The sequence below is a fragment of the Frankia sp. AiPa1 genome, assembly GCF_023243075.1.
Classification (GTDB): Bacteria; Actinomycetota; Actinomycetes; order Frankiales; family Frankiaceae; genus Frankia.
Map to the genome: position 1 here is coordinate 1 of NZ_JALKFZ020000166.1, position 12871 is coordinate 12871.

The 12871-nt window shown below is 71.8% G+C and carries 13 protein-coding genes; 9 read left to right on the top strand and 4 right to left on the bottom strand.

Annotated features, from left to right (window positions below; genetic code table 11):
- The 3 genes from MXD95_RS19420 to MXD95_RS19430 form a co-directional block, all read left to right on the top strand.
- On the top strand, window positions 1-224 hold a 224-nt coding region (locus MXD95_RS19420), incomplete at its 5' end, for a zinc ribbon domain-containing protein (protein WP_250642091.1).
- Window positions 225-271: 47 nt separating this feature from the next.
- A complete protein-coding gene (locus MXD95_RS19425) occupies window positions 272-745 on the top strand; it encodes a hypothetical protein (protein WP_250642092.1) in 474 nt (157 codons plus the stop codon).
- Between the two features lie 185 nt (window positions 746-930).
- Window positions 931-2025, top strand: coding sequence for a YihY/virulence factor BrkB family protein (locus MXD95_RS19430; RefSeq protein WP_250642093.1), 1095 nt, complete (start codon window positions 931-933; stop codon window positions 2023-2025).
- Between the two features lie 15 nt (window positions 2026-2040).
- Here the strand turns inward: MXD95_RS19430 and MXD95_RS19435 are convergent, their stop codons facing one another.
- Window positions 2041-3102 carry a hypothetical protein gene (locus MXD95_RS19435; protein ID WP_250642094.1) on the bottom strand — a complete coding sequence of 354 codons (1062 nt, stop codon included), beginning with the start codon at window positions 3100-3102 and terminating at the stop codon, window positions 2041-2043.
- Between the two features lie 251 nt (window positions 3103-3353).
- Here MXD95_RS19435 and MXD95_RS19440 point away from each other — a divergent pair, with 251 nt between their 5' ends.
- Window positions 3354-4301, top strand: coding sequence for an NAD-dependent protein deacetylase (locus MXD95_RS19440; protein WP_250642136.1), 948 nt, complete (start codon window positions 3354-3356; stop codon window positions 4299-4301).
- On the opposite strand, the gene MXD95_RS19445 is transcribed toward MXD95_RS19440, so the two are convergent.
- A complete protein-coding gene (locus tag MXD95_RS19445; RefSeq protein WP_250642095.1) occupies window positions 4295-4996 on the bottom strand; it encodes an NAD(P)-dependent oxidoreductase in 702 nt (233 codons plus the stop codon). The two genes, MXD95_RS19440 and MXD95_RS19445, sit on opposite strands and share 7 nt — an antisense overlap.
- A gap of 103 nt (window positions 4997-5099) precedes the next feature.
- Between MXD95_RS19445 and MXD95_RS19450 the strand changes: the two genes are divergently transcribed.
- The 3 genes from MXD95_RS19450 to MXD95_RS19460 all read left to right on the top strand — a co-directional run bounded on the left by MXD95_RS19450 (window position 5100) and on the right by MXD95_RS19460 (window position 7226).
- Window positions 5100-5828 (top strand): TetR/AcrR family transcriptional regulator, encoded by a 729-nt coding sequence (locus MXD95_RS19450; protein WP_250642096.1) that lies wholly within the window; start codon window positions 5100-5102, stop codon window positions 5826-5828.
- A gap of 104 nt (window positions 5829-5932) precedes the next feature.
- Window positions 5933-6553: a GNAT family N-acetyltransferase gene (locus MXD95_RS19455; RefSeq protein ID WP_250642097.1), complete on the top strand. Its 621-nt coding sequence runs from the start codon at window positions 5933-5935 to the stop codon at window positions 6551-6553.
- 103 nt (window positions 6554-6656) lie between these two features.
- Window positions 6657-7226 carry a methylated-DNA--[protein]-cysteine S-methyltransferase gene (locus tag MXD95_RS19460; protein ID WP_250642098.1) on the top strand — a complete coding sequence of 190 codons (570 nt, stop codon included), beginning with the start codon at window positions 6657-6659 and terminating at the stop codon, window positions 7224-7226.
- 83 nt (window positions 7227-7309) lie between these two features.
- Here the strand turns inward: MXD95_RS19460 and MXD95_RS19465 are convergent, their stop codons facing one another.
- The gene (locus MXD95_RS19465; RefSeq protein WP_250642099.1) at window positions 7310-8524 is read right to left on the bottom strand and encodes an RtcB family protein; all 1215 of its coding nucleotides are present in this window, start codon (window positions 8522-8524) and stop codon (window positions 7310-7312) included.
- A 266-nt stretch (window positions 8525-8790) separates the two neighbouring features.
- Window positions 8791-9414, bottom strand: a complete 624-nt coding sequence (locus tag MXD95_RS29000; RefSeq protein ID WP_308301529.1) for a protealysin inhibitor emfourin — start codon at window positions 9412-9414, stop codon at window positions 8791-8793.
- 635 nt (window positions 9415-10049) lie between these two features.
- Here MXD95_RS29000 and MXD95_RS19475 point away from each other — a divergent pair.
- On the top strand, window positions 10050-11186 hold the full coding sequence (locus MXD95_RS19475; RefSeq protein WP_250642101.1) for a thiamine pyrophosphate-dependent enzyme: 1137 nt from the start codon (window positions 10050-10052) through the stop codon (window positions 11184-11186).
- A 103-nt stretch (window positions 11187-11289) separates the two neighbouring features.
- Window positions 11290-12852, top strand: coding sequence for an aldehyde dehydrogenase family protein (locus MXD95_RS19480; protein ID WP_374122080.1), 1563 nt, complete (start codon window positions 11290-11292; stop codon window positions 12850-12852).
- Window positions 12853-12871 lie beyond the last annotated feature (19 nt).

Here is a 12871-nt window from a genome sequence, read left to right on the forward strand (position 1 = left end):
TTACGAGTCAGCGTTGCCCGGCCTGCGGGCAGGTGGCGCCCGGGAACCGCGAGAGCCAAGCGGTATTCCGGTGCGCAACCTGCGGCCACACGGCCAACGCTGATGTGAACGCAGCGGTGAATATCGCGGCCGGACGGGCCGTGACTGCGCGGGAAGGCGCGGCGTTGGCCGTGCCCGTGAACCGCGAACCTCAACACTGCGCACCTCCCTTGGTGGGCGTGTAGGAGTTGGAATCCCCCGCCTTCAGGCGGGGGAGGACGTCAACCTGCCTTTGCTGGAGTCGGTCCGCCGCCGTCTGCGCGGGCTCATCCGACTGATCGACAAGAGCCGGCGCAAGGTTGTCTACACCGACTTCGAGGATGAGCTCGGCGAGATCAGCGAAGGTGGAATCGCCTGGCAGCCGCTTGGGACCGACTTCGAAAAGAAGATCCGAACCTACCTGCGTAGCCATGAGAACCAGCTTGCCGTGGTGAAGCTGCGCCGCAACCGACAGATCACCTCGGCCGACCTTGACGAGCTCACGCAGATCTTTCTCGACGCCGGGCTTGGAACCAGGGAAGACGTCGAACAGGCCGACGTGAGCCATGCGGGGCTCGGCCTGTTCCTGACGGATCGGCAGGCAGAAGACGTCCGCCTCGTGCTGGAGGGGAGATGCGGGCCTTCCGGCCCGGGAAACAGGCGTGATCCGCCACTCGATCTCATTGATCGGGTGAGGGCTGGCCTGGCGGATTCGCCAGCAAGATAATCCACGGTGTTGACAATCCGCCAGAGTTAATGATCATGGCTGGCGAACGGGACACCGCGCACCCGGGCGTGACACCTCCGGACCGCCCGATCGGGCGACCCGCGACGATGTCCGGGCGGCGGGGCCGATCGGATGACATGGTCGGGTCCGCGGGTGTGCGACCTGCCTGGACGGGGGAGTACAGGGTGACGGTCGACGGGTGGGGGAGACGGGGAGTGGCGCTCGGGGCCCGTCTGGACCGGACGCAGCGGCGCCACCGCGGCCTTGGGTTCGTCATCGCGGTGCTGTACAAGTTCGCGGACGATCAGGGTGGCTACCTGGCCGCGCTGATCACGTTCTACGCGTTTCTCTCGCTCTTCCCGCTGTTGCTGCTGCTCACGACCGGGCTGGGGTTCGTCCTGCACGGCCATCACCATCTTCAGGAACAGCTGGTCAGTTCCGCGCTCGGGCAGTTTCCGATCATCGGTGACCAGTTGCGTGACGACGTGCAGGCCCTCAAGGGCAGCGGGACGGCCGTGGCCGTCGGCGTCGTCGGCGCGATCTTCGGCAGCCTCGGCGTGGCCCGTGCGATCGGCAACGCGCTGGACACGGTCTGGGCGGTGCCGCGGCGATCCCGGCCGAACCCGTTCTTCGCCCGGCTGCGCAGCCTGAGCCTCATCGGCCTGCTCGGCCTCGGCCTGATCATGACCACGGTGCTGTCCACCGTGACCACCGGGGCGTCCGCGTTCGGCCGGCTCGCGGCCGGACTCCAGGTGCTCGCGGTAGTGATCGCGATTCTGGGCAACACGGGCCTCATCCTCGTCGCGTTCACGGTGCTGACCGCACGGTCCGTTCGGGTGATGGAGGTCCTGCCCGGGGCGGTGTTCGCCGCCGCCGGCTGGCAGGCGGTGCAGATCCTGGGCGGCTACTACATCGCCCACCAGTTGCGGGGTTCCACTCAGGTGTATGGCCTGTTCGGCCTGGTCCTGGGCCTGATGACCTGGCTGTACTTCCTCGCGGTCATGATCGTGATTGCCATGGAGATCAACGCGGTCTGGGTCGGCCGGCTGTTTCCCCGAGCGCTGCTGACCCCGTTTCTGGACCAGGTCGACCTGACCGATTCGGATCGCCGGGCCTACACCTCCTATGCGCAGGCGGAGCAGTTCAAGAGCTACCAGCGGGTGGACGTCACGTTCACCGACCAGCCGGGCGGCGGACGGCGGCCACAGGACGCCAGCACCCCCCAGGATGGGATCGTCCGCCCGGATGTGGGCCGTCCCGGGGATGCGGACGGCACCTGACAGCATGATCGTCTGTCAGGTGCCGGCGTGTTGCTCGGCGAGCCGGATGGGCGAGAGCAGCAGGACCGACGGCTCGGGCGGATCACCGATCAGAATGGGCCACAGGCCGTCGGCGGGGCCCGTTCGGGCCGTGTACGGGTCGGCTGGACAGGGCGCGCCCTCGGGCACGAATCTGCCATCGTCGAGGCCGAGGACGATGTGAGCTCCGATCAGGGCATGCCGCAGGGCCCGCTCGTGCCAGGCCCGTGCCACCACCGGATGGTCACCGGGCGGCCGGGCGCCCGACGCGGACCAGGCGGTGGGCCCGTCCAGTCGGGGGTGCCAGCCCGAGGTGTTGACCAGTTCGATGCGCAGCCGCACCAGGGGATCGGGACCGTCCGTCAACCCGGCGCTCAGCCGCAGTTCGCCCTGCTGGGACCAGGTGTCCCAGGCGACCCTGGTCGGCGGAGCACCTACCCGAAGCACCGGGCGTACGTGCCGGCCAGCCGGTGCGGTCAGCCGGACGATGTGGGCCCTTCCCGCCTGGGGCCGCCGACCGGCCACCGTGAGCGCGCCTGCTTCCCAGGGCTGTGGCCGTGGGGCGCTCGGATGCGGAAGCCAGCCGCGCGACCAGCGGTTGAGCGGCGCCCGCGGCGGGGTCGGGCGTGCGGCGAGCAGCACCCACAGCGGTACTCGTTCCTCGACGTCATGGGGAATGAACGCGTCGCGTCGATCCTGCGCCCGGCCGCGGGTACCGGCTCCACCCGCAACGTCCGCCAACCACGGCGGGTGCCCGGCGGTGCCCGGCGGCTGGTCGTCCTCCTCGGCCCTCGTGGTCAGCTGCAACCAGCGTGCCCTGACCCGCAGTACGGCGTCCGGGGCGGCGTCCAGCTGGCACTCGGTCCGGGCGAGGGCACGTACTCGCGGGTGGCCCATCGCCTGGGCCGGCGGGGCCAGGACACCCGGCGGCCCGTCGACCGGATCGGCCACGAGCTGGTCGGCCTGGCCCACCCCGGCCTGGTAGATGGCTGCGTCGGCGATCGCCACTGTGCGGTCAAACGCCAGCACAGGGTCCGACGATGGCGGTGACGTCCTCATCACCCTCCTCCTTCCGGACGGGGTCACACCGGACGTGTGCACAGCGACCGTACGACCGGCGACGCGTCCCCACCACCCGGGACACCCGGGACACCCGCCACCACCCGGGACACCCGCCACCGGGGACGTCGAGAACCGGGGGGAGCGCCGGGGATGACGAGCACCCGGCTGGTCGCCCCGTGCTGCCTCGTCCGGTGGTGAGTTACTTCGGGGTGCGCTTGGGCGGGACGGACCTGGTCCGATCGGGCAGCATGGTGGGCGTGACGGGACGGAGCGACGACGATGCGGCGTTCGACCGGCTCTGCGCCCTGGTCACCGCGGGGGGTGTGGTCGTGCTGAGCGGCGCGGGGATCTCCACCGAGTCCGGCATTCCGGACTACCGTGGCCCGAACGGGGCACTGCGCCGGCATACGCCCATGACCTACCAGGATTTCATCGCCGCGCCGGGGGCGCGGCACCGCTACTGGGCACGCAGCCACGTCGGCTGGCGACAGGTCGCCAGCGCCGAACCCAACACGGGCCATCACGCTCTCGCCCGGCTGGAGCAGGCAGGCGTCGTCACCGGGGTCATCACCCAGAACGTCGACGGCCTGCACCAGCGGGCCGACTCTCGCACCGTGATCGACCTGCACGGGAATCTGGCATGGGTGCTCTGTCCCGACTGCGGGCAGCGCAGCGCCCGCCGCGACCTCGATGCCCGGCTGCGCGCCGCGAACCCGAACCTCGAGATCGCGGGTGCCCCCACCAATCCGGACGGGGACGTCACGCTGTCCGAGCAGGACGTCGCCCGGTTCGTCATGGTCGGCTGCCCGGCCTGCGGCGGCGACCGGATCGAACCCGACGTGGTCTTCTTCGGCGCGACGGTGCCCCGGCCCCGGCTGGCCCGAGCGGTCGCCCTCGTGACGAACGCCCGGGCCCTGCTGATCCTCGGATCCTCGTTGGAGGTGATGTCGGGCTACCGGTTCGTGCTACGGGCAGCCGAGATCGGCATCCCCGTCGCGATCGTCAACCAGGGACCCACCCGGGGAGACCGCCGGGCTTCGGTACGGGTCGACGCACCGCTGGGAGAGGTGCTGCCCCGCCTGGCCATGGCGGTCACCGGCCGGCCCGACACCAGCACTGACGCGGGGGGCGGCATCGACCCACGCGGACTTCGCCGCCCAGGCCGCCCACGCCGCGCGACCGGTGCCGTTCAGTAGCCGATCGTGAAACGGCGCTGGACGAAACGTGGCAGCTCCGCCTCGTCGACCAGGGCGATGGCGGCGTCCTCCATGGAGATGCGGCTGCGTCCCTCGGCGTCAACGACGAACTGGTCGCCACCGAGGCGGAACCGTCCCGTGCGTTGCCCGGGAAAGATGTCACCGGCCGGGCTGAAGTAGGTCCACAGCCGGTTCGAGGTCCGTAGCACGTTCAGGGCGTCGCGCGCCCCCCGCACGGCGGCGGCGTACTCCCGAGGTAGCCCGAGTGCCTCCAGTCCCTCGTGCAGGCGTTCGCCGGCATCGGCGAGGGTCTGACCGGGTTCGAGCTCCAGGCTGCCGGCGCCACCGACCACGATCAGGCGGGTCTGCGGATGACTGTTCAGCGCGGTCAGCAGGGCGTGCACGGCGCTCGTGTGGACGGTGGGATCCGCGATCGAACGTCGGATGGTGTCGGCGATGTCCCGGGACGCGTTGCCCGGCTGGTAGGCGCTGATCAGGACGTCGAGCCCCGGTAGGGCGGCGGCGATGCCGGGCGCGTCGAAGACGTCGAGGCCGGCCCAGGAGATGTTCGGCCGCTCCTCGCGGATCGCGGCGGGGTCGCGGGTGAAGGCCGAGACGCGGTGTCCCCGGCCGAGGGCCTCGGTGACGACGCGACTACCGATGTTCCCTGTGGCTCCGATGATTCCGATGTGCATGGCTCTCCCGATCTCCCTTGGCCCGAGTGGCAGCGTGATGAAACTATACGGCGTATATTAACCTCATGGTGTGAGGTGATGTGGGGGTCGTAGAGTGCCTGGGGTGGGAGTGACCGGAGGGCGCCGAGAGCGGCTGCGGGCCGAGACGACGGCGGAGATCAAGCAGGTGGCGCTGGCGCTGATGGCCGCCGGCGGCCCCGACGCGATCACGCTGCGGGCCATCGCCCGCGAGATGGGGATGACCGCCAACGCCATCTACGGCTACTTCGCGACGCGCGACGACCTGGTCAGCACCCTGATCCACGACGTCAACACCGAGCTTGCCGACACGATCGAGACCGCCATGCGCGGCGCGGCGAACGGCGACGATCCGGGCGGTCCGGTCCGGGCCTGGGCGGGCGCGTTCCGGGGATGGGCGCTGGCAAACCCGCAGGGCTTCCGGCTGGTCTACGGCGATCCGGTGCCTGGCTACCGGGCGCCCGAAGGCGGTGCCGCTCCGGATGCCGCGCTTCGGCTCTGTCTCGCCCTCATGGCCGTCGCGGCCGCTGCCTGGCCGTATGCCGCGCCGCTCGACGAGGGCGACTTCGACTGGTCCGACTTCGACGCCGGGCTACGGGAGAAGATCCGGCCGGCCTTCCCCGAGCTCCCGCCGGCGGGAGTGGCCCTGGGGCTGCGGATCTGGGGGCATCTGCACGGCCTGGTGGTCTTGGAGATCTACGGGCATCTGCGTGCCCAGACGAGCAGTCCGAACAAACTCTTCCAGTCGGAGCTGGCCGGCCTGCTGCGCTCGCTTGGACTCCCGCCGGCCGGGCCCGCTGAACGACTGATCTGACCCGCCTCTGACCCGCGTCAGACTCCCGTCTGGTCCGCAGGGGTGAGTAACAGTGCTGCCCGCCGGGCGGGGCGCCGGTGGGCGAGGCTGTGAGGATGGAGGGTATGCGCCCCGTCTCTCCGCCGCCACCTGGCCATCTGACGTTTCGCGCCGCTCTGGAGACGGACGGGGAGGTCGAGGCGATCGTCGCCCTCGTGCAATCCGCCTATCGCGGGCAGTCCAGCCGGGCGGGATGGACCACCGAGGCGGACCTGCTTGGTGGGCAGCGCACCGACGAGTCAGAGGTCCGCGATGCGGTGTCGGACCGGTACGGCGTGGTCCTGCTCGCCACGGACCCGGCTGGTGGACTGGTGGGCTGCTGTCATGTCCAACGTCGGATCGAACCACCGACGTCGGCATCGGCGTCGGCCCACCCGGAGGCGGAGGTATCCGCGGGTGCGGTCGGTGCCTACTTCGGGATGTTCGCGGTGCGCCCCGACCTGCAGGGTGGAGGCGTGGGCCGCGAGCTGCTGGCTCGCGCGGAACAGCATGCGGTCGGCGCCTGGTCGGCCGGGTGGATGGAGATGCTCGTGATCGCACAGCGGTCCGAGCTGCTCGACTGGTACCGCCGGCGCGGCTACCTGCCCACGTCGCGGACCCGTCCTTTTCCCTACGACGACCGCCGTTTCGGCGAGCCGTTGCGTCCGGACCTGTACTTCGTCGTGCTGCGCCGCCAGCTTGGATGATCGCCGCCGGTTCGCCCGGTTCGCCCTGTTCGCCCGGTTCGGGGGCCGGATTGATGTCCGATTCCTGCCAGCATTCGGTCGCGCACGGGCGGAGGGTGGGGCCATGACGACGACGTGGGACACGCTGACGTCCGGGTCTGCGCATGGCCAGCGGACGCTGTACACGGCATTGCCGAGCCCGATCGGTGAGCTGCTGCTGGTGGGTGTCGCGCAGCCGGACGTTCCCGGCGGCCTGGCTCTGGCCCGGCTGTCGTTCGTGACCGACCATGCGCGGGCGGCCCGTCCCGATGCGGCCTGGTGCCGGGCCCGGGAACCGTTCACACAGGTGAGCGGCCAGCTGGAGGAGTACTTCGCCGGGCGGCGCCAGACGTTCGACCTCGTCCCGCGCGCGGCGGGATCCGAGTTCCAGGAGCGGGTATGGCAGGCGCTGGACACGATCCCCTTCGGCACGACGCTTAGCTACGGCCAGCTCGCCGCACGGATCGGTCTTGGACGGTCCGACGCCCGTGCGGTCGGCACCGCCGTCGGGGCGAACCCGCTGTTGCTGGTCAGGCCCTGCCATCGGGTGATCGGGGCCGACGGGAGGCTGCGCGGCTTCGCCGCTGGCCTGCATCGTAAGGAGTTCCTGCTCCGCCACGAGGGCGCACTTCCCAGCAGGGGTGGGGCGGGCTGACTGACCCGTCGCCGGGCGTGGCCTGACCCGGCCGGGGGATGCGGCCGGGTCAGGCTGGCGGCCGGTCAGGCACAGCGGTGCCGTCAGCCCTTGACGCACAGGACGGCTCGCAGCTCTGCGACGATCTCCACGAGATCGGTCTGGGCGGCGAGCACGCGGTCGATGTCCTTGTAGGCGGCGGGGATCTCGTCGAGGACGCCGCGGTCCTTGCGGCACTCCACGCCGCTGGTCTGGGCCTCGAGATCGGAGACGGTGAAGGTGCGCCGCGCCTGGTTGCGGCTCATCGTCCGCCCGGCGCCGTGACTGGCCGAGTGGAACGAGTCGGGGTTGCCTCGCCCACGGACCAGGTAGGAGCGAGTGCCCATCGACCCGGGGATGATGCCCATTTCCCCGGCTCGCGCCGAGATCGCGCCCTTGCGGGTGACCAGCACGTCGGCGCCGAAGTGGTGCTCGGCCGCCACGTAGTTGTGGTGGCAGTTCACCAGCGCGAACGCGGCGTCGCCCGCGTGCGGCCCGTGCTCGGGCGGGGTCGGGAGCCGAAGCGCCGGCAGCCGGGTGTGCAGTGCCCGTGCCGCGGCGGCGAGCATCGCGTCGCGATTGCGCCGGGCGTAGGCCTGCGCCCAGTCGAGGTCGTGACGGTAGGCGCGCATCTGCGGTGTGCCGGCGAGGAAGACGGCGAGGTTACGGTCGGGCAGGCCCGCGTTGTGCTCGAGGGTACGGGCCACCCCGATGTGCGCCTCGGCGACCTCCTTACCGATGTTGCGGGACCCGGAGTGCAGCATGATCCAGACAGCGTCGTCAGCGTCCAGGCACACCTCGACGAAATGGTTACCGGACCCCAGCGTGCCCAGCTGCGCCATCGCCCGGCCCAACCGGCCCTGCACCTTCGGGTGCAGATCGCCGAAGGTGGACCACAGGTCGTCCTGCGCCCGTGCGCGGGTGGTCGGCTCGGGGTGGCTGTTCATGCCGACCGGGATCGCCGCCTCCAGCGCGTGGCGCAGGGCCGCCAGGTCGTCGGGCAGATCGGCGGCGGTCAGGTTGGTCCGTGCCGCCGCCATCCCGCAGCCGATGTCCACCCCGACCGCGGCCGGGGACACCGCGTCCCGCAGCGCGATGACCGACCCCACGGCGGCGCCGTAGCCGAGGTGCACATCCGGCATCACCGCGACGTGGTGGTGGACGTAGGGCAGGGATGCGACATTGCGCAGCTGGTCGAGCGTGCCGCTTTCGATCTCCTCGGGACGCGTCCACAGCCAGATGGGGTGCGCGGCGCCGGCAAGCGTCGCGACGGGACTCATCAGAGCACTTCCTCTCGGGTGATTGTCGGGCGCCGGCCGCGGGCCGGTCGCGTCCCGCGGCCGGCGGGATGCCGTCGACACCGCCGTCGGTAACAAGCCGATTTCTCCCGGATCGCGGCACGTTATTACCGAAATTGGACGCGGGTGATTTCGGCCGGCCGGGGGATGGCTTCCGGTGGCCTGCGGTCGGTTCAGGATGCCCGAACCCGACTGGTTTCGCGAGCCATTTATGCCCGCGTCGACCGGCGCTCCACCGAGCGCGGCGTTCATGGTCGCGCTGGCGGTCCACCCCGATTGTTTCCCCCAGGTTGCGGTCCCGCGGCGGGCGACCCGGGAGCCTGCTTCAGCACCTCGAGCAGGGGGCGTATCGCGACAGGTACTGGTTCGGCGACGGTGAGCTCCGCGTGTTGCCCCGACCAGCTGATCTCCAGCAGGTAGGTGAACCGGTCGGCGCCAACCTGGCGGGAAGCCGCCGTGCTCGGGCCGTCAGGGTCGGGGGACAGCTGCTCGACGGCGAGGGCCGCCAGCTCGCGCAGCCGAGCGGCAGCGATGTCAGACAGGTCCGTGGTGTCCAGCACGCGTCGAACGGGGATGCCAAGCACCCCACCCGAGCGGGTCGCCGCCACCCGCACATGTCCCGCCGCTGCCGGGTCCGCCGCATCGAGGGCGCGCCCGCCGGGCCTGTCCGGCCCTGGGCTCGGGCCGTCATGTCCGCCGGCGTCTGGGCCGGCAGCACCCGGGACGGGGGCGGCGGGTCCGCTCGTGGCGGGCTCGCCGGTGTCGGGTCGGCTGGTCCCGGGTCCGCTGGTCCCGGGTCGGCCGGTCCTGGGTCGGCCGGTTTTGGGTCGGCTGGTGTCGCGGTCGTTCGCGGGGTCGGGGCAGGGCCTCATCCCGTCATCCTGCGCCGTGCGGGCGTCGCTGTCCGGCCGGCGTGGTCAGGTCGGTGAAGTCGGTGACGACGGCTTTGGCGGCGCCACCCGGATCGGCGTACGGACGCCCGCCGACAAACGGAATATCCGCATTCAACGTCGAGGCGCATCTGTTCCGGCATTGCGGGCGTTCACTGCCGGGAACCCGTTATCTGGTTGGTTTCCGATGGTTGGACGTCCAGGGATCCGTCCGGCGCGGACGGGTACGACTACGACGTGATTACCAGAACAGCCGGGATGCGTTCTCTTGGTTCCCTGGGCCGCGTAGTGTCCTACCCGTATACAGCGCTATTTTCGATGGTTTCCGATCGTAGGACGTCCTGCGATCCACGCGTGTAGAGGGGGTCGGCATGAATGTTGCGCAAAGGCCGGAGCTGATTGCCGGACAGCTGGCGCCGCGGTCGGATACGTCCGTTGTCGCGGCAACCATGGCGCAGGCGTCCGCACCCCCGCACGTGGTGGCGGCGCCGGTGGGAACCACGCCGGTGAGCCCCGTACCGGGGGGTCCGGTACCGAGGGGGCCGGCGCCGGGGGGTGTGCCCCCTCGGCCGGCGCCGCCCGATCACACCGGCCCGGCGTCGGCGCTGGCGGCCGCTGTGCAGGAAGCCACGCGGGCCCACCGCGCGGCGGATGCCGGCGCGGGGCCTGCCGGTGAACTCGCCGACGCGGGGATCCGGCTGCTTGCCCCCGACGGCACCCTCGTTCCTGACCCGCGCTTCGACGTGCTCGCCGACCACGACCTGCGCCAGGCGTTCTACCGTTCGATGGTCCTCGCCCGGCGGCTGGACGCCGAGGCCACGGCGCTGCAGCGCCAGGGCGAGCTGGTGCTCTGGATCCCGCTGCGCGGGCAGGAGGCCGCCCAGGTCGGGTCGGCGCAGGCCGCCGGTGCGCGGGACTTCATCTTCCCCAGCTACCGTGAGCACGCGGTCGCCTGGCACCGGGGGGTGCCGGCCGGCGAGGTGCTGCGCCTGCTGCGCGGCATCAGCCACGACGGGTGGGATCCCGCCGCGCACAACATGGCGAACTACACGATCGTGCTCGCCTCGCAGACCCTGCACGCCGTCGGCTACGGAATGGGCGTCCTGCTCGACGGGGACGTCGGCACCGGCGACCCTGAGCGGGACACCGCCGTGCTCGTCTACCTCGGTGACGGGGCGATGAGCCAGGGTGACGCGAACGAGGCGTTCGTCTGGGCGGCGAGCTTCGGCGCGCCGGTGGTGTTTCTCTGCCAGAACAACCAGTGGGCGATCTCGACGCCGGCCCGGCGGCAGTCGCCGGTGCACCTGGCCCGTCGCGCGGACGGTTTCGGGTTCCCGGGCCTGCGGGTCGACGGCAATGACGTGCTCGCCATGCACGCGGTCACCAGCTGGGCGCTGGCCCATGCGCGTGGTGGCGGGGGCCCGGTGCTCATCGAGGCGAACACCTACCGGATGGCCCCCCACACCACCTCCGACGACGCGACCCGCTACCAGCCGGCCAACGAGCTTGCCGCCTGGGCGGCCCGTGACCCGATCGAACGGCTGCGCCGGATGCTCGCCGCGGACGTCGACGCTGGCTGGTTCGACGAGATCGACGAGCTGGCCGCCCAGACGGCGGCCGAGCTGCGCCGCGACTGCCTTGCCCTCGACCCGCCGCCACCCGCGAGCATGCTCGATCACGTGTACGCCGAGGAGACCGCGCAGGAGCGCGACCAGCGCACCTGGTTCACCGCCTACCGGGACTCCTTCCTTTGACCGCCGCGGTTGCGGCGACCACTGCCGTTCCCGAGGCTGCCGCCGTTCCCGAGGCTGCCGCCGTTCCGGCGACCACCGCCGGTCCGGGGCAGGATGCTGGCTTGTGACTGATTCCGCAGCGGCGACCGCCGCCGACCATGACCGTATGGCCCCGACGGGCGGGGGTGGCCCGGGCGCGACGTTCGCCTCGCTCAACCCGGCGACCGGCGCGGTGGTCGGGCGCTTTCCCGTCCATGGCGAGACCGAGGTCGCGGCGGCGGTGGCCGCGGCCCGGGCCGCCGCGACCTGGTGGGCGGGGCTGGGCCACGCCGCGCGCCGTGAGCGACTGCTGCGCTGGGCGGCGCGGCTCGCCCGCGACGACCGGGACCTGGTCGCGCTGTTGCACACCGAGAACGGCAAGACCGCCGGGGACGCCCGGATCGAGCTGCTGCTCATGCTCGAGCACATCCGCTGGGCGGCCCGTCACGCCGGGCGGGTGCTGCGCGGACGACGGGTCCTGCCCGGGCCGTTCCTCGCCGACCACACCGCCCGGGTGGACTATCTGCCACTCGGGGTCGTCGGCGTCATCGGGCCGTGGAACTACCCGCTGTTCACCCCGACCGGGTCGATCGCCTACGCGCTGGCCGCCGGCAACACGGTGGTGTTCAAGCCCAGCGAGTACACACCGGCGCTGGGCCTGCGGCTCGCGAGCAGCTTCGCCGCCGCCAACCCGGACGCACCCACGGGCGTGCTCGGCGTCGTCACCGGCCTCGGCGCGACGGGGGCCGCCCTGTGCACCGCCGGCGTCGACAAGATCGCCTTCACCGGGTCGGCCCAGACCGGGCGGGCGGTGATGGCCGCCTGCGCCACCCGGCTGACCCCACTGGTCATGGAGTGCGGCGGCAAGGACCCCCTCCTCGTCGCCGACGACGCCAACGTCCGCGCCGCCGCGCGGGCCACCGCCTGGGGCGCCATGGCCAATGCGGGCCAGGCCTGCCTCGGGGTCGAACGGGTCTACGTCACCGCCACCGTCGCCGTGGCCTACCTGGACGCGCTGCGCCGGGAACTCGACGGTGTCCACCCGGGCGTCGCGGCGGACGCACCCTACGGGCCGATGACCATGCCCACCCAGATCGACGTGGTGCGCCGTCAGGTCGACGACGCGCTCGCCCGCGGCGCCACGGCCCTCGTCGGCGGCCCGCACGCGTTTGGGGAGCGGGCCATCGCGCCGATCGTGCTCCTCGACGTTCCCGAGGACGCCGAGGTCATGCGGGCCGAGACGTTCGGCCCGGTCGTCACCGTGCGCACCGTGGCCGACATCGACGAGGCCGTGTCGCTCGCCAACGCCACCCCCTACGGCCTCGGCGCCACCGTGTTCTCCCGCCGGCACGGCAACGAGATCGCCGCCCGGTTGGACACCGGGATGGTCTCCGTCAACGCGGTCCAGTCGTTCGCCGGCATCCCGGCGCTGCCCTTCGGCGGCCGGGGTGAGAGCGGGTTCGGCCGGGTGCATGGCGCCGACGGACTACGCGAGTTCGTCCGCCCCCGGTCGGTGGCGACCCGGCGCCTGGCCCTGCCCGGCACCACCCTGACGACCTTCCACCGCCCACCGGGGCTACTCGCCGCCGCCGCCCGCCTCGCCCGCCTGCGCCACACCCGAGTCGGGCGGGATCGAACGCCGCATTGATGTCAGAGCGATGCCGCAC